16 protein-coding genes, 1 tRNA gene, 1 pseudogene and 2 other annotated features are annotated in these 16,665 nt (G+C 31.6%); all 18 genes and pseudogenes read left to right on the forward strand.

From position 1 onward, the window contains the following. Positions 1–175 precede the first annotated feature (175 nt). Positions 176–652 carry a CarD family transcriptional regulator gene (locus tag L21TH_RS09380; RefSeq protein ID WP_006314743.1) on the forward strand — a complete coding sequence of 159 codons (477 nt, stop codon included), beginning with the start codon at positions 176–178 and terminating at the stop codon, positions 650–652. A 202-nt stretch (positions 653–854) separates the two neighbouring features. Continuing rightward, positions 855–1,949 carry a PIN/TRAM domain-containing protein gene (locus L21TH_RS09385; protein WP_006314747.1) on the forward strand — a complete coding sequence of 365 codons (1,095 nt, stop codon included), beginning with the start codon at positions 855–857 and terminating at the stop codon, positions 1,947–1,949. A gap of 366 nt (positions 1,950–2,315) precedes the next feature. After that, positions 2,316–3,020 carry a 2-C-methyl-D-erythritol 4-phosphate cytidylyltransferase gene (gene ispD / locus L21TH_RS09390; protein ID WP_006314754.1) on the forward strand — a complete coding sequence of 235 codons (705 nt, stop codon included), beginning with the start codon at positions 2,316–2,318 and terminating at the stop codon, positions 3,018–3,020. 1 nt (position 3,021) lies between these two features. Beyond that, positions 3,022–3,495: a 2-C-methyl-D-erythritol 2,4-cyclodiphosphate synthase gene (gene ispF / locus L21TH_RS09395; protein WP_006314755.1), complete on the forward strand. Its 474-nt coding sequence runs from the start codon at positions 3,022–3,024 to the stop codon at positions 3,493–3,495. Between the two features lie 48 nt (positions 3,496–3,543). Next, complete coding sequence (locus L21TH_RS09400; protein ID WP_006314756.1) at positions 3,544–4,272, forward strand: ABC transporter ATP-binding protein; 729 nt, start codon at positions 3,544–3,546, stop codon at positions 4,270–4,272. Further along, complete coding sequence (locus L21TH_RS09405) at positions 4,265–5,440, forward strand: ABC transporter permease (protein WP_006314758.1); 1,176 nt, start codon at positions 4,265–4,267, stop codon at positions 5,438–5,440. Before L21TH_RS09400 ends, L21TH_RS09405 begins: the two co-directional genes overlap by 8 nt. Before the next feature lie 60 nt (positions 5,441–5,500). After that, positions 5,501–5,713 (forward strand) — a binding site (T-box leader). 102 nt (positions 5,714–5,815) lie between these two features. Next, positions 5,816–7,541 (forward strand): annotated as a pseudogene (locus tag L21TH_RS09410) (proline--tRNA ligase). 221 nt (positions 7,542–7,762) lie between these two features. After that, positions 7,763–7,888 (forward strand): hypothetical protein, encoded by a 126-nt coding sequence (locus L21TH_RS15105; protein WP_006314769.1) that lies wholly within the window; start codon positions 7,763–7,765, stop codon positions 7,886–7,888. Between the two features lie 32 nt (positions 7,889–7,920). After that, positions 7,921–8,799, forward strand: coding sequence for a DUF1002 domain-containing protein (locus L21TH_RS09415; protein WP_242826518.1), 879 nt, complete (start codon positions 7,921–7,923; stop codon positions 8,797–8,799). A 100-nt stretch (positions 8,800–8,899) separates the two neighbouring features. Continuing rightward, entirely contained in the window at positions 8,900–10,381 is a 1,482-nt protein-coding gene (gene gltX / locus L21TH_RS09420; protein ID WP_006314773.1) for a glutamate--tRNA ligase, read from the forward strand. Positions 10,382–10,444: 63 nt separating this feature from the next. Further along, positions 10,445–10,660 (forward strand) — a binding site (T-box leader). Between the two features lie 67 nt (positions 10,661–10,727). Beyond that, the gene (gene cysE, locus L21TH_RS09425) at positions 10,728–11,396 is read left to right on the forward strand and encodes a serine O-acetyltransferase (RefSeq protein ID WP_006314774.1); all 669 of its coding nucleotides are present in this window, start codon (positions 10,728–10,730) and stop codon (positions 11,394–11,396) included. Continuing rightward, positions 11,383–12,780 (forward strand): cysteine--tRNA ligase, encoded by a 1,398-nt coding sequence (gene cysS, locus L21TH_RS09430; RefSeq protein ID WP_006314775.1) that lies wholly within the window; start codon positions 11,383–11,385, stop codon positions 12,778–12,780. The genes cysE and cysS overlap by 14 nt, the downstream gene beginning before the upstream one ends. Then, positions 12,765–13,226, forward strand: coding sequence for a Mini-ribonuclease 3 (locus tag L21TH_RS09435; RefSeq protein ID WP_006314776.1), 462 nt, complete (start codon positions 12,765–12,767; stop codon positions 13,224–13,226). Before cysS ends, L21TH_RS09435 begins: the two co-directional genes overlap by 16 nt. Before the next feature lie 285 nt (positions 13,227–13,511). After that, entirely contained in the window at positions 13,512–14,285 is a 774-nt protein-coding gene (thyX, locus tag L21TH_RS09440) for an FAD-dependent thymidylate synthase (protein WP_006314777.1), read from the forward strand. 74 nt (positions 14,286–14,359) lie between these two features. Continuing rightward, positions 14,360–15,097, forward strand: coding sequence for a 23S rRNA (guanosine(2251)-2'-O)-methyltransferase RlmB (gene rlmB / locus L21TH_RS09445; RefSeq protein WP_006314778.1), 738 nt, complete (start codon positions 14,360–14,362; stop codon positions 15,095–15,097). A gap of 7 nt (positions 15,098–15,104) precedes the next feature. Then, positions 15,105–15,626 carry an NYN domain-containing protein gene (locus L21TH_RS09450; protein WP_006314779.1) on the forward strand — a complete coding sequence of 174 codons (522 nt, stop codon included), beginning with the start codon at positions 15,105–15,107 and terminating at the stop codon, positions 15,624–15,626. 79 nt (positions 15,627–15,705) lie between these two features. Next, on the forward strand, positions 15,706–16,380 hold the full coding sequence (gene sigH, locus L21TH_RS09455) for an RNA polymerase sporulation sigma factor SigH (RefSeq protein ID WP_052002687.1): 675 nt from the start codon (positions 15,706–15,708) through the stop codon (positions 16,378–16,380). 76 nt (positions 16,381–16,456) lie between these two features. Continuing rightward, positions 16,457–16,532, forward strand: a tRNA-Thr gene (locus L21TH_RS09460). The last annotated feature ends 133 nt before the right edge of the window (positions 16,533–16,665 follow it).

Here is a 16,665-nt window from a genome sequence, read left to right on the forward strand (position 1 = left end):
CAAATTAAGGGAAAGTAAAGTTTTTACTGGAAATTAGATGCGAAATCTCTGAATCAATATAAATTTAGTTGACAAAAACATTAGGTCTATGGTAAAATTAAAAATTTGACATTTTGGGGTGTATGGTGTATACTTAAAATATACACGTATGTAGAATCACGGGAGGTTTAGCTTTATGTTTAATATTGGTGATAAAATAGTTTACCCAATGCATGGTGCTGGTATTATTGAGTCCATTGAAGAAAAAGAAATATTGGGTAGTAAGAAGAAATATTATGTTATGAAGATGCCTATGGGGGATATGAAAGTTATGGTACCGATGGATAATATAGATGACATAGGCATAAGAGAAGTAATAAGTGCTAAGGAAATGGAGCAGGTATTTGCAGTTCTAGGAGATGACCAAACGAAGATGCCGCAAAATTGGAACAGAAGGTATAGGGCTAATATGGACAAAATTAAAAGTGGTGACATTTACGAAATAGCAAGTGTAGTACGTAATCTAATGATAAGAGATAAGAAAAAGGGTTTATCCACGGGAGAAAGAAAAATGCTAAACAATGCAAAACAAATGTTAGTAAGTGAAATTGTATTAGCTAAAGAAATAAACGAGCAAGAAGCTGAACAATTAATAGACCATATCGTTAAGTAGGCGTCTTAAATCGAGACGCTTGCTTTTTATGTTTTTTTGCATATCGTTTTAATATGTATAAACACCATTAAATAGATTACCATATATCAAAAAAATAATCAATATTTTTTAAAAAGGATGGTTAATTATTGAAAATTGTGGTAAATTAGTTATATAAAGATGTTTTTATGGAAATAACTATATAATAGGAGGTGATGAATACATGTTAAACAAGGTAATTAGAGGTTTACTTATTATCATAGGAATGTCTTTAGGGTTAGGTGTAGTAGCTCTAGTTAAATCAGTTGGGCTATTGGAAATTTCAGAAAGAATAAGCTTATACATGTATATAGGAATAAGTTTAGTTTTTGGAATTATATTTTTTATTATTTCTCCTAAAATTATAAAAGTTGGAAAGAAAGTTGTAGCTATGGTAGAAGGAGAATTGCAAAATGTACCAACTGGAGATATGATTCTAGGTTCGATAGGTCTGATTTTCGGATTAATAATTGCATTTCTAGCTAGTCAACCATTTTATAATTTTGAAATTCCTTATTTAGGCACAGCTATTTCAATAGTATTATATTTACTTTTTGGATATCTAGGAGTAAAGATTCCTACTAGAAAAAAAGAGGATTTTTCAAATTTAACAAGTATTTTTAAGAGGAATACTTTAAAGGACAAAGGAAACAAATCAAAGACTAAAGTTAGACCTAAAGTGCTAGATACAAGTGTAATAATAGACGGTAGGATTGCAGATATATGTCAAACAGGATTTATAGAAGGTCCATTGATTATACCAGAGTTTGTGCTAGAGGAATTAAGACATATAGCTGATTCTTCAGATGGTTTAAAGAGAAATAGAGGTAGAAGAGGTTTAGATATATTAAATAAAATTCAAAAGGAAATAGACATAGAAGTTATAATTGACCCTAGAGACTTTGATGATATAAACGAAGTAGATAGTAAACTTCTAAAACTAGCGGAAAAATTAGAAGGGAAAGTAGTAACTAATGACTTTAACTTAAATAAGGTGGCAGAATTTCATGGTGTAGAGGTATTAAATATAAACGAATTAGCTAATGCAGTAAAACCAATAGTTATTCCTGGAGAGGAAATGGTAGTGCAAGTGATAAAGGACGGAAAAGAATCAGGTCAAGGTATTGCATATCTAGATGATGGAACAATGATAGTAGTTGATGGTGGTAAAAAACATATAGGAGAAACTATTGGGGTTATGGTAACTAGTGTATTACAAACGGCTGCTGGAAGAATGATATTTGCAAAACCAAAGGCCATGATAGATAAGGCTGTATAATTCAAAAACTAACCCGGCTTTTAAAGTCGGGTTTTTGTTTGTGTAACAAAGTTTATTTACTGTATAGCTTGTAATTAAGTTGAATATAAATTTTAAAGGCAGAGAGAATATTTGTAAAATTATTATAGAAAAGCGAAAGGCGAACAGCGAATAGCCTAATTCTTTCTAATGTTTCCCTAAGAACTAAGAACTGACTAAAATGCTACTAACTACTAACAACGAACTACTAGGTAATAAATCGACGAAGTTGATTTTATTCAATATATACGTGCGTTTGATAGAGGATAGCGATAAGCGAAAAAGGAAAGTCTAGCATAAAAAGTGGTTTGACACTTTTTTATGCTATAATAATCCTGAGGTGATAAAATGAGCTATGAAAATAAGTATGTATCAGTTGTAATTCCAGCAGCAGGTATGGGAAAAAGAATGAAAAGCACCATTAATAAACAATATATTATTCTTAAAGATAAACCGGTGTTGGCCCATACTATAGAAAGGTTTGATAAATGCCAATATATAGATGAAATAGTTTTAGTTGTAAGGGAAGATGAAATAGACTATTGTCGTGAAAATATAGTTAAAAAATATAACTTTCAGAAGATAAAAAGTATAGTTGCTGGAGGAAAAGAAAGACAGGATTCTGTGTATAATGGTTTATTTGCTGTTAATGATAAATGTCAAATTGTATTAGTTCACGATGGAGCAAGACCTTTTGTGACAGAAAAGAATATAGTAGATGGAATTGAAGGAGTTATTAAACATAAAGCTTGTGTAATTGGAGTCCCAGTAAAAGATACTATAAAAGTTATAGACCAAAGTAACAGTATAATTGACACTCCAAACCGCAGTACACTCTGGAGCGTTCAGACTCCTCAATGCTTTGAGTATGATATATTATTAAAAGCTTATGAAAAAGCAAAACAGGAATCATATACAGCAACAGATGATAGTATGTTAGTAGAAAATTTAGGATATAAGGTGAAAATGATAATGGGTAGTTATAAGAATATTAAATTGACAACCCCAGAAGACTTAGAGTTTGGTTTAGTTATACTAAAGGAGGTAAAGTAATATGAGAATAGGAATAGGATATGATGTACATAAGTTGGTTGAAGGTAGAAAACTTGTACTTGGTGGAGTAGAAATAGAACATTCTAAGGGATTATTAGGACATTCAGATGCAGATGTACTAATACATGCCATTATGGACAGTATTTTAGGAGCTTTAGGTTTAGGCGATATAGGTAGGCATTTTCCTGATACAGATAATAAATATAAAGATATTTCAAGCATGAAATTACTTGAGGAAGTGTATGAAAAAATGAATGAAAAGGGATATAAGGTAAATAACATTGATGCAATAATAGTGGCACAAAAACCTAAACTTGCTCCGTATATTGAAGAGATGAGACAAAATATAGCAGCGGTTTTAAATACTTCTAAAGACAACGTAAATATAAAAGCTACTACAACAGAGAAGCTGGGGTTTGAAGGTAGAGAAGAGGGAATATCAGCTCAAGCTGTTTGTACTATTGATAGGATGTAGAATGTGAATTGTATATTATAAAAAATAGCTTTATTAGGGGGTTAGAACTTGATTGAGGTAAAGGAATTAAGTAAAAAATTTAAAGAAGTGGAAGCTGTTAAAGGTATTTCATTTGAAGTTAAAAAAGGTGAGGTGTTTGGACTTCTAGGAGAAAATGGTGCAGGAAAGACGACAACCCTTAGAATGTTAGCTACCATGTTGAAGCCTACTCGAGGAACAGCCTTGATTAATGGTGTAGACCTTTTACAAGCTCAAAAAGAAATTAGAAGACGAATAGGGATTTTGTTTGGTGGAGAAACAGGGCTTTATGACAGATTAACAGCACGTGAGAATATTGAGTATTTTGGATTGTTAAATGGAATGACAAAAGAACAAATATCTAATAGGATACAAGAATTAAGTGAAATATTAAATATGCAAGAATACATCGATAGAAGAGCAGGTAAGCTGTCTAAAGGTATGAAGCAGAAGGTTGCTCTTGCTAGAAGTATAGTACACGACCCTGAAATAATGCTTTTCGATGAACCAACTTCGGGATTAGATGTAACTGCTATTAGAATAGTACATAAGTTTATAAAAAGATTAAAGAATCAGGGGAAGACTATAGTATTTTCAAGTCATTCTATGGCAGAGGTTGAAAAATTATGTGATACTGTAGGGGTTATACATAAGGGTGAAATGGTTGAAGTAACAAATTTAGAAGAGCTTAAACGTAAATATGCAGGTGTTGAGCTAGAAGAAATATTTGTAAAGTTGGTGGGGGATAAAAATGAATAAATATATGTGGATTGTATTTAAAAAAGAATTAAAGGACACATTTAGGGATAGAAAAACTATTTTTTCGAGTATAATCATACCTATACTAATATTTCCTATATTAGCCTTAGCTATTGGAAGTGGAACGTCAAAGTTTATAGAAGAAGGAGAAAAGCCAATAGATATTGCTATAATAAGTGAAGAAAATTATGATGTAGTTAATTTTTTGAAAAATCATCAAGGCGTATCTGTTAAAGAAGTAGAGAATCCTAATGAAGCACTAGAGGAGCTAGAAATAAAAGCTATAGTAAAAATTAATAGGGATTTTGATAAAAATATTCAAAAGGGATTAACAGGCGGAATAGAAATTATTTATGATGAATCAAGTCAAAAATCTAGTATGGCAGAGCCTAGATTAAGGTCAATAATAAAACAATATGCTGATAATTTAGTTGTAAAAAGATTAAAAGCTAAAGGAATTAATCCTAATATACTTAATGCCGTTGATATAAAGAGTTCATCTCTTTCTGTAGAAGAAGATGGATACGGTATTATGCTGTTTTCTATGATGTTACCTATGTTACTTACAATATGGTCTGCAGCAGGTGGTATACCATCAGCTACTGATTTAGGTGCAGGTGAAAAGGAAAGACAGACTTTAGAGCCACTTTTAACGACTAATGCTAGCAGAACATCTATTATTTTAGGTAAGTATTTTACAGTGGTAACAGCAGGTATAATAGCTACTATTGCGTCATTGATTGGATTTATATTAGCAACACAAATTAGTCCTGATTTTTTAGGTACAGGAGTTATTCTTCCTATAAAATCAATAATAGTAATAGCTTTATTTTGTATAGGGCTTACTTTAACATTTAGTGGACTTGAATTAGCTATTAGTTTCTTTGCTAGAAACTTTAAGGAAGCACAAACCTATTTGACACCAATAACGATAATATTATTAATACCAGCGTATTTTACAATGTATCTTGATGGTAAGGCAATACCTGATAGCTACTTTTATATACCTGTAATAAACATAATATCAATCATAAAAGAGGCTTTAGTATCAATTTATAATCCTATTCATATAATAACTGTATCTATATGGACTATTATATATATTTCAATAGCAATTTTTATAACAGTAAAAATGTTTAATAAAGAGTCAGTTATATTTAGAAATTAGGATGTATTGACAAAAGGATTTTTTTACTGTAATATAAATTTAAAATTGTTACATAATAATGTAAATGCCTTGAAGGGAAATAGTAGGTATTTATGGTCTACAGAGAGGAAATCCTAGGCTGAAAGATTTCTGACCCTCTAGATGCTGAACCCGTCCCGGAGCAGCTAGACTGAATAAAGTAAGTCTAGACGGTAATTCCGTTATCTAAAATGAGAGGACTATTAATACTAGTAGTCTATTAGGGTGGTACCGCGGATAACCTTCGTCCCTTATGTGTGGGAAGAAGGTTTTTTTATTTGTAAAGAAAGACAAATGTTTAAATTTAGCTCAAAGAAAATAAGATAATTCAAAATAAATGAAAGGAGAGATAAATTTATGAAAATGTCAAAGCTTTATATGCCAACGTTAAGACAGGTTCCATCGGAAGCAGAAATTCCTAGTCATAAGTTACTTTTAAGAGCGGGAATGATAAGAAAATTAGTATCTGGAGTTTACTCATACTTACCATTAGGATACAGGGTTATTAAAAAAATTGAAGATATAGTAAGAGAAGAAATGGATGCAGCTGGTTCTCAAGAGGTTCTAATGTCTGCAATCCAACCTGCAGAATTGTGGCAAGAAAGTGGTAGATGGTATGATTTTGGACCTGAGATGTTTAGATTAGAGGATAGACATGAAAGACAGTTTTGCTTAGGTCCTACTCATGAGGAAATTTTTACAGACTTAATTAGAAATGAGCTAAAATCTTATAAGCAATTACCAATGAATATTTATCAAATACAAACAAAGTACAGAGATGAAAAAAGACCAAGATTCGGTTTAATGAGATGTAGAGAATTTATAATGAAAGATGCTTATAGTTTTGACAAAGACGAAGAAGGTATGAAAGAGTCATATAAACAAATGTGGGAAGCATATGAAAAAGTATTTACAAGATGTGGTTTAGACTTTAGAGTAGTAGAAGGTGACTCTGGAGCTATGGGTGGTAGCGACTCTCATGAGTTTATGGCTATGTCAGAAGTAGGTGAAAGTCAAATCGCTTACTGTGATGATTGTGATTATGCAGCTACAGATGAAAAGGCTAAGTGTGTATATGACATAGATGTTGAAGATGTAGAAGAGTTAGAAATGGAAAAAGTTCATACTCCATCTGTTGGAACTATTGAAGAGCTAGTTGAGTTTTTCAATTTACCAGCTGAAAAATTCGTTAAGACCCTTATATACAAAGTAAAAGATGAAGTTGTAGGAGTTTTAATACCAGGTAGTAGAGAATTGAATGAAATAAAGGTTACTAAAAGTATTACAAGTACCAGAGCATGAAATAGAAATGGCAAATGAAGATATTATTAAAGAGGTTACAGGAGCAGAAGTAGGTTTTGCTGGACCTGTAGGTTTAAAGCAAGACATTAGATTAATAGTAGATTCAAGAGTTACTAAAATGAAGAACTTTATAGTTGGAGCAAATGAAACAGACTATCACATTAAAAATGTTAATTATGGAAGAGATTTTGAAGGTGAAGTTGTAGAAGATATCCTACTTGTAGAAGAAGGAGATAAATGTCCTAAATGTAACAAGCCGTTAAAGATGGCTAGAGGAATAGAAGTGGGAAATATATTCCAATTAGGTACTAAGTACAGTGATGGATTAAATGCTACATTCCTGGACGAAAACGGTAAGTCAAGAAAATTCTATATGGGCTCCTATGGTATAGGAGTTTCAAGAACTATGGCTGCAATAATAGAACAAAGTCATGATGAAAAAGGTATCATTTGGCCATTAGCAGTAGCTCCATATCATGTAATAATTACAATAGTAAATGCTAAAAAGGATGACCAAGTACAATTAGGTGAAAAAATATATAAAGAGTTAACAGATAAAGGAATAGAAGTATTACTTGATGATAGAAAAGAAAGACCAGGAGTTAAGTTTACTGATGCAGAGCTTATAGGTATACCTATAAGAGTTACAGTTGGAAGAAAAGCAGGAGAAGATATGGTAGAATTTGTATTAAGAAAGGGCAATGAAAAAGAAGAAATTAAATCAAGTGAAGTATTTGAAAAGATTAAAGAAGAATTTAATAAGCAAGGATTAGAGATATAGGGCAAGGGCACACGAAAGTGTGCTCTTTTTTTTAAACATAGAAAATTATAAACAGACTAAAAAGCTACTAACAACTAACTACTAACCGACAAATCGACGAAGTCGACTTTGTCCTGGTATAAAAGACGTGAATAGCTCGTGATTTTTATGTGCAAAATAATAAATAACTTTTAAATTAATCATATATAAGGAATTGAGGAACAAAAAGTGGGAGGTATTATATGGATAATAATCATAAGGATAAGAAAGTTACACCAGGTAGATTTGCTTTTCTATCTGTTGGATGGTGGATAGTACACATAATATTAATAGCTTTAGTATTTTTCGTTTTAATGAGGATTTTCTAATAAAAGTCAAATAGTATACAGGAGGTATAGTTTTGATAAACAAGAGAAGCCTTTATTTTTTTATGATATTTATGATATTGTTTACTACTTATAATTATTGTCAAGAGAATAACGTTACAGTGAGCTTGGGTGAAGATTTAGCTCTACAGCAAAGACAGCAAATGTTAGATTTGTTTAATGTAGATGATAAAGTAAGAAGAGTAGAGGTCACTAATGAAGAAGAAAGAGAGTATCTAGGAAAGTATATCAAAGAGGAGTATATAGGCACTAAAGCTATTTCATGTGCATATGTAGAAAAATTAGATAACAATGAGGGGATAACGGTTGAAACATATAATATTAATTGGGTAACCAAAGAAATGTATATGAATGCTTTAGTTACCGCAGGTGTAAAGGATGCAAAAGTAAAGGTGGCAGCACCAGTTAGTGTTTCGGGAACAGCAGCATTAACAGGTATAATTAAAGCATTTGAAGATGTATCAGGAGTAAATGTAAGTAATAAAGAAAAGGAAGTAGCTAATGAGGAAATAGCTAAAACGGGGAAATTAGGAGAAGAAATAGGAAAACAAAATGCAAGTCAGCTTATTAAGGAAGTAAAAGAAGAAGTAGCTAGTAAGAATCTTAAAAATGAAGAAGAGATTAGAGAAATTGTAATAAAAGTAGCAGGACAACTAGATATAAACCTCAATTCTCAACAAATAGATGAGATAGTTATCTTAATGAAAAAAGTTTCTGAGCTTAATTTAGAGATAGGAGAAATAAAAACACAACTTAAAAATATATCGGATAAGTTAAATGAAATATCAGAGAATAGTAAAGAAGTAAAATCTTTATTACAGCGAATAATAGATTTTCTAAATAGATTGTTTGACAATATATCTACTTTAGTAAAAAATATAATAGAGGGATAGTAAAAGTGTATTATAATAAGGTATAACAGAAATTTTCTTGATACAATATAACATGTAGTATATAATATACAGGTATAAAAGGGAATTAGGAGGTCGTAGTATGTCTGAAGTTAGAGTGAGATTTGCACCTAGTCCGACAGGTTATTTACATATAGGTGGTTTAAGAACAGCACTTTATGATTATTTATTTGCTAAGAACAAAGGCGGTAAATACGTTTTAAGAATTGAAGATACAGATAGAACTAGATATGTAGAAGGAGCAATAGAAAATTTAATTCAAGCATTAGAATGGGCTGGCGTGAAACACGACGAGGGTGTTTTTATAGAAGATGGAAAGTTAGTACAAAAAGGTGAATATGGTCCATATATTCAGTCAGAAAGATTAGATATATACAAAAAGTATATTGAAGAACTTATAGAGAAAGGACATGCATATTATTGTTTCTGTTCTAAAGAAAGATTAGATAAGGTTAGAGAAGAACAAAAAGCTAAAGGTCTTGTTCCAAAGTATGATGGATATTGTAGAAGTATAGATATAGAAGAAGCTAAAAAGAGAATAGAAGCAGGAGAAGAATATACTGTAAGATTGAAACTACCTGCTAATAAGGAAATTAAATTCCACGATGCAATAAGAGGAGAAGTTACAATAAACACGAAAGATTTAGATGACCAGGTACTTATGAAATCAGATGGATTCCCAACATATCATTTTGCAGTAGTTGTAGACGACCATCTTATGAAAATAACTCATATTGTAAGAGGAGAAGAGTGGTTACCTTCAACGCCTAAGCACGTGTACTTATATGAAGCATTTGGATGGGAAAAACCAGAGTATATTCACTTACCTACAGTTTTAAATAAAAATAAGAAAAAACTTAGTAAAAGACACGGAGATGTAGCTGTATCTGATTTCAGAAAGAAAGGATACCTACCAGAAGCATTAGTTAACTATTTAGCATTAGTTGGATGGAGTCCAGAGGATAATCAAGAGATTTTCTCAATGAATGAATTAATAGACAAGTTTTCTTTTGATAGAGTTGCTAGAACTGGTGGAGTATTTGACAAAGGTAAGCTTAATTGGATTAATGGTCAATATATAAGAAATAGTAGTGTAGAAAGAATTACAGAATTAGCTATTCCACATTTAAAAGAAGCTGGTTATATAACAGAAGAAGATGTAAAGGAAAGATATGATTGGATAAAGACGATGGTATCAACAGTACAAGAGAGTTTATCATACGTCGGCGAAATAACTGAAAAAGTAGACTTTTATTTCAACGATGAAGTTAAGCTTGAGGACGAAAAGGCTGAAGAGGTTATAAAAGAAGAGCAAGTACCAGAATTACTAAAAGCCCTTAAAGAAGAATTGAATGATATTGAAGAAATAGATGAAGAATTTGCAAGTAGTATATTCAAGACATTAAAAAAGAAAACAGGAATAAAGGGAAGACAGTTATTTATGCCAATTAGAGTAGTTCTTACAGGGCAAGTACATGGACCAGAAATGGTTAATATAATCATGGTTTTAGGTAAAGAGAATATATTAAAACGTATAGAATATGTAGAAAATAATCTTTTATAGTAACTAATGGAAAAAAGCATGCATAGGATAATAATATGATTAAAATAACAGCTTAATATTTGATTAAAGGTAATGATAAGGAGAAGTAAATCTGCAACACTTACAGAGAGGGGCCTTTATTAGCTGAGAGAGGTTCTAAGTTCCTTGTAGATTGAAATGCACCTTTGAACCGTTTCCTGAAAAAGAAGTAGGGAGAACCGGCAGTTGCCGTTATCGCATTTAAAGTTGGGGTATTTTTACCCAAACAGAGTGGAACCGCGGATAAAGACCGTCTCTGTAATCAGAGATGGTCTTTTTATTTTTTATCCAAATATAATATAAAGGTATTTGGGGAGAGATAAATTATATGTTTAAGAATTTAAAAGAGGATATAAAAGCAATACTGGAAAGAGACCCGGCAGCTAAAAGTGTTTTAGAAGTTCTATTAAACTATCCTGGTTTACATGCTATTATGTTTTATAGAATATCTCATTGGTTTTATAACAGAAAATTATATACTATAGCTAGGATGATATCACATTTAGCTAGGTTTTTAACAGGTATAGAAATACACCCTGGTGCTAAAATAGGAAAGAGAGTGTTTATAGACCATGGTATGGGTGTAGTAATCGGAGAAACTGTTGAAATAGGTAATGATGTCACGATATATCAAGGAGTTACTTTGGGAGGAACAGGCAAGGAAAAAGGAAAAAGACATCCAACTATAGGGAACAATGTTTTAATAAGTACGGGGGCAAAAGTGTTAGGACCCTTTAAAGTTGGAGATAATTCAAAAATAGGAGCAGGTGCAGTTGTATTAAAGGAAGTGCCTCCAAATTGTACGGTGGTTGGAGTGCCAGGTAGAATTGTATTTAAGAAAAAAGAAAGCATAGAGCAATCAAAACGATATACTGATTTAGACCAAGTAAAATTGCCTGACCCAATAGCACAAGAGCTAGAGTGTTTAAGAAAGAAGGTAGTAGAATTAGAAAAATATATTTATGAGAAGGAGGGTAATTATAATGAAACTGTATAACACTTTGACAAGAAAAAAAGAAGATTTCAAACCTATCAGAGAAGATAAAGTTACAATGTATGTATGTGGACCAACAGTTTATAACTATATACATGTTGGTAATGCAAGACCTTTCGTAGTGTTTGATGTGCTTAGAAGATATTTAGAATACAAAGGATATGAGGTGGATTATCTACTAAACTTTACTGATATAGACGATAAAATGATAAAACGAGCTAATGAAGAAGGAAAGACAGTTAAAGAAGTAGCTGATAGATTCATTGGAGAATATTTAATTGATGCTAAAGGACTTAATTTAAAAGAAGAAACAACAAGGCATCCAAGAGCAACAGAACATATTGATGACATAATTGAGTTTATAAAAGGTCTTGTTGATAAAGGATATGCTTATAGTGCAAATGGAGATGTATATTTTGATGTTACAAAACTAGAGGACTATGGAAAATTATCTAAAAAGAATATTGAGGAATTAATAAGTGGTGCTAGAGTGCAAATAAATGAAAATAAAAGACATCCAATGGATTTCGTGTTGTGGAAAAGTGAAAAACCAGGAGAACCGTCGTGGGATAGTCCATGGGGCAAAGGTAGACCTGGTTGGCATATAGAATGTTCTGTAATGGCTAGAAAATACCTTGGAGATACCATAGACATACATGCTGGTGGAGAAGACTTGCAGTTTCCACACCATGAGAATGAAATAGCACAAAGTGAAAGTTTGACAGGTAAGCCATTTGCTAATTATTGGCTTCACAATGGAATGATAAACAATCAAAATGTAAAAATGTCCAAATCAAAAAATAACTTCTTTACTGTTAGAGAAATAAGTAAAGAGTTCGATTTAGAAATAATTAGATTCCTTATACTATCAGGACATTATAGAAAGCCTATAAACTTTAGTAGAGACCTTGTAATTCAAGCAAAAAATGGATTAGACAGATTGTACAATGGTAAGAAGAATTTAGAGCATTTAATGGATGTTTGTGAAGATAAAGAATTAACAGATAACGATAAAGATATGTTAAAAGCTATAGAACAGTTTAAAGCTCAATTTATAGAGAGTATGGATGATGATTTAAATACTCCTGATGGAATAACAGCTCTATTTGAATTAGTGAAATATGCTAATTCAAATTTTAGTCATGAAACCCCAAAGAGTGTAGTTAAAAAAGCATATGATGTACTTGTAGAGCTAAGTAATGTACTAGGTATATTATCTAAACAAGAAGAGTTATTAGATGAAGAGATAATGGAATTAATAGAAAAAAGAAACGAAGCAAGGAAAAACAAAAATTATGAATTAGCTGATAAAATAAGAGATGAATTAAAAGAAAAAGGTATAATATTACAGGATACACCTCAAGGGGTAAAATGGAAGAGAGTTTAGGTGAAAATATGGCTGATAAATTATTTGATAGATTAAAGGCTATGATACAAGAAAAAGATATAAGAGCTGTTAAAATGATGTCCCCTCTACATCTTGCATATATTGGTGATGCTGTTTATGAAGTTTTGGTAAGAACATATCTTGTAAATAACAAAGAAACTTCAGTAAATCAATTACACAGAGAAGCAGTAAAATATGTAAAAGCTGAATCTCAAGCAGACATAGTACATTACTTAGAAGAATATCTAAACGAAGAAGAATGGAGCATAGTAAAAAGGGGGAGAAATGCTAAGTCGGGTTCTGTTCCTAAAAATGCTAATCTAATAGACTATAAATATGCAACAGGATTTGAAGCGTTGATAGGTTTTCTATATTTAACGGGAAGATATGAAAAGCTATTAGATATATTTGAGTTGATTCTGAATAAGATAAAAGAGGACCAGTAAAATGGTCCTTTTTATATTTTAAATTGTATCACTAGTACCAAATTCCTAAATGTGTTTTTACAATTCTTAAATAGCCCTAAATGAACCGACTTGTAAATGCTACTAACTACTAACAACGAACTACTAGTTAACAAATCCACGAAGTCGACTTTGTTCATAAGCTTATGGTATAATAACTTTAAATGTTAACTTTATATATTAGGTTTATGTAAAAACATTAAACGTTTAATATATAAAATTAAAGTATAATTATAAATTTAATGTAAATAGAAAGGGGAAATAAATATGGCGTCTAAACTTAAAGTAAAGCTTTTAGATTATACCCCTAATCCAGAAAAATTAGTAGCTTCGGCAGCAAAGCTTTGTTATTCAAGAGTGGGTATAGATAAAATTGAAGAAAAACTTGACGAAGAAAAAATTAAGAAGTTTTTGGAAATGTTAATGAGTTTAGGTCATGAATCACCTGTTGAGCATGTGTCATTTACTTTTGCAGTTGAGGGAGTTAGTAGGGTACTTACTCATCAACTTGTTAGACACAGAATAGGAGCTTCATATTCTCAACAATCTCAAAGATACGTAAAATTAGACCAATTTGAATACATTATACCTCCAGCAATAGAGGAAGTAGAAGAAGCTAAAGAAATGTTCATAAAAGCTATGGAAGAAGACCAAAAATATTATGACCAGATATCGGAGATTTTATTTAATAAGCATTTAAATAACTATCTAAATGAAGGTATTAATGAAAAAGAGGCAAGAAAAAAAGCGGAAAAAAGAGCGATAGAAGATGCTAGATACGTATTTCCAAATGCTTGTGAAACAAAAATAGTATTTACTATGAATGCAAGAAGTCTTTTTAACTTTTTTAAGCACAGATGTTGTAATAGAGCTCAATGGGAGATTAGAGAGTTAGCTACTGAGATGTTAAGAGAAGTAAGAAAGGTTGCTCCGACACTTTTTAAATATGCAGGACCAAGTTGTTTAAATGGACCTTGTCCTGAAGGTAAAATGACATGTGGAAAAATAGAAGAAGTGAGAGAAAAATTTAAAACTCTATAAGTATTTAATTTTTATGAGCGATTATAGAAATACTAAACATGTATCAATTCTTAATGGAATTAAGAGGTGAAAAAATGGCAGATAAGAATTTTGTTGAAGGAAGGAATCCAGTAATTGAGGCAATAAAATCAGGCAGAGAAATAGAAAAAATTTTAATAGCTAAAGGTTCAGGTAAAGGGTCAATAAATAAGATTAAAGGAATGGCAAAGAGTAAGGGTATAGTTGTTCAATATGTAAACAAGAATAAAATAGATTCTATGTCTAGAACTAATTCCCATCAAGGAGTTATAGCTATAGTTTCATCTTATGAATATAGTACAATAGATGATATATTTGAACTTGCTGATAAACGCGGCGAAAAACCATTTATCATAATACTAGACCAAATAACTGACCCTCATAATTTAGGCTCTATAATTCGTACTGCAGAATGTGCAGGTGCCCATGGAATTGTAATACCTAAAAGAAGGTCAGTTGGTTTAAGTGCAATTGTAGGAAAAACATCAGCTGGAGCTGTTGAGTATCTTCCAGTTGCACGAGTTTCTAATATATCTTTTGCTATAGAAGAGCTTAAAGAAAAAGGGCTTTGGATTTATGGAGCAGATATGATTGGAGAGCAGGTTTATTACGAAGCAGATTTAAAGGGTCCTATAGGACTTGTTATAGGTAGCGAAGGAAAGGGAATAAGTAGATTAGTAAAGGAAAAATGCGATTTTCTTTTAAAAATACCAATGAGGGGTAAAGTTAGTTCCTTGAATGCTTCGGTAGCTGCGTCTATAATGATATATGAAGTTTTAAGGCAGAGGAGTTAGGATAGATGTGGGTAGTAAAACTAAAGAGTATTTATTTGTAGACGGTTACAACATAATAAATGCATGGTCAGAGTTAAAGGAATCAAGTACAATTAGCTTAGAATCCGCAAGAAATCAGCTTATTGAAGTAATGGCTGAATATCAGTCTTATACTGGAATAAAAGTAATTATTGTATTTGATGCACACTTAGTTAAAGGAAGTAGTGAGAAGAAAGAAATTCAGTATGGAGTAGAAGTAGTTTATACAAAGGAGAGGGAAACTGCTGACAGTTATATAGAAAAAACATTACATTCTATAGGTAGAAAAAAAAGAGTTAGAGTAGCTACATCAGATTGGGCAGAGCAGCAGATTGTGTTAGGTAGAGGTGGTACAAGAATATCAGCAAGAGAATTAAAAGAAGAAGTACGAATCGCAAAAAAAGCTATTGAAAAGAAAGCTGAAAAAATTAAAGAGGTTAATGATTCTTTAATGGGAAGGCTTGATGCAACAACATTGGAAAAACTTGAAAAAATGAGAAGAAATAAGTAAATCACCTTGACTCAGGTAATAATTTTAAGGTATAATAAACTTATGAAAATTAGGGACTTGTGACACTTTTTTGGAGGCGATGCTGGTGGGCTTAGGTGTAGATAATGAGGCGTGTGATGCGTTGGTTGACTCGGATGAAAATCCTTATGAGTTGATGCTAGATGAAGACGTAGTAGAGAATGCAAAAAACAATGATTTAAAGGCGTTAGAGTACTTAATAAAAAAATATAAGAATTTTGTAAGAGCAAAAGCTAGGTCATATTTTTTAATTGGTGCAGATAGAGAAGATATAATACAAGAAGGCATGATAGGCCTTTATAAGGCAATCCGTGATTTTAATAGGGACAAGCGGTCGTCCTTTAGAGCTTTTGCTGAATTATGTATTCAACGTCAGATAATTACAGCTATTAAAACGGCAACTAGACAAAAACATATACCGTTAAATTCTTATGTTTCATTAAATAAACCTATCTATGATGAAGAATCAGATAGAACTTTACTAGATGTATTATCAGGGGTTAAAATAACGGACCCAGAAGAATTAATTATAGGCAAAGAAGAATTGGAAAACATAGAAAATAAGATAGGTGAAATTTTAAGTGACTTAGAATGGCGGGTATTGATGGCGTACTTGCAAGGCAAATCATATCAAGAAATTTCAGAAGAGTTAAATAGACATGTTAAATCAATAGATAATGCTTTACAAAGAGTAAAAAGAAAACTCGAAAGATATTTAGAAGTTAGAGGAATATAACAAGAAGTATGTTAGAATATTTTGGTATTGACAAGAAAATTTGTACATAGTAAAATTATTTACAGTGACAACAAGTGCCCACGTAGCTCAGTAGGTGGAGCACTTGCATGGTAAGCAAGAGGCCACCGGTTCAAGTCCGGTCGTGGGCTCCAATTTACGTGTTTCTACATAAAGGAAACACCCGGTAAAGTTTACTTATATTAGTAATAACATAATAGAAATAGAAGGAGGAAGAGAAATGGCAAAGGCAAAATTTGAAAGAACGAAGCCACATGTTAATATTGG

The sequence above is a fragment of the Caldisalinibacter kiritimatiensis genome (assembly GCF_000387765.1).
In the GTDB taxonomy this organism is placed as follows: domain Bacteria; phylum Bacillota; class Clostridia; order Tissierellales; family Caldisalinibacteraceae; genus Caldisalinibacter; species Caldisalinibacter kiritimatiensis.

What these genes read in the sequence shown, in the direction of transcription:
- L21TH_RS09405 (WP_006314758.1), top strand. Translation starts at nt 4,265, where the DNA reads ATGAATAAATATATGTGGATTGTATTTAAAAAAGAATTAAAGGACACA.
- ispD (WP_006314754.1), top strand. Translation starts at nt 2,316, where the DNA reads ATGAGCTATGAAAATAAGTATGTATCAGTTGTAATTCCAGCAGCAGGT.
- cysE (WP_006314774.1), top strand. Translation starts at nt 10,728, where the DNA reads ATGTTTAAGAATTTAAAAGAGGATATAAAAGCAATACTGGAAAGAGAC.
- gltX (WP_006314773.1), top strand. Translation starts at nt 8,900, where the DNA reads ATGTCTGAAGTTAGAGTGAGATTTGCACCTAGTCCGACAGGTTATTTA.
- cysS (WP_006314775.1), top strand. Translation starts at nt 11,383, where the DNA reads ATGAAACTGTATAACACTTTGACAAGAAAAAAAGAAGATTTCAAACCT.
- L21TH_RS09435 (WP_006314776.1), top strand. Translation starts at nt 12,765, where the DNA reads ATGGAAGAGAGTTTAGGTGAAAATATGGCTGATAAATTATTTGATAGA.
- L21TH_RS09385 (WP_006314747.1), top strand. Translation starts at nt 855, where the DNA reads ATGTTAAACAAGGTAATTAGAGGTTTACTTATTATCATAGGAATGTCT.
- L21TH_RS09380 (WP_006314743.1), top strand. Translation starts at nt 176, where the DNA reads ATGTTTAATATTGGTGATAAAATAGTTTACCCAATGCATGGTGCTGGT.
- L21TH_RS15105 (WP_006314769.1), top strand. Translation starts at nt 7,763, where the DNA reads ATGGATAATAATCATAAGGATAAGAAAGTTACACCAGGTAGATTTGCT.
- ispF (WP_006314755.1), top strand. Translation starts at nt 3,022, where the DNA reads ATGAGAATAGGAATAGGATATGATGTACATAAGTTGGTTGAAGGTAGA.
- sigH (WP_052002687.1), top strand. Translation starts at nt 15,706, where the DNA reads ATGCTGGTGGGCTTAGGTGTAGATAATGAGGCGTGTGATGCGTTGGTT.
- rlmB (WP_006314778.1), top strand. Translation starts at nt 14,360, where the DNA reads ATGGCAGATAAGAATTTTGTTGAAGGAAGGAATCCAGTAATTGAGGCA.
- thyX (WP_006314777.1), top strand. Translation starts at nt 13,512, where the DNA reads ATGGCGTCTAAACTTAAAGTAAAGCTTTTAGATTATACCCCTAATCCA.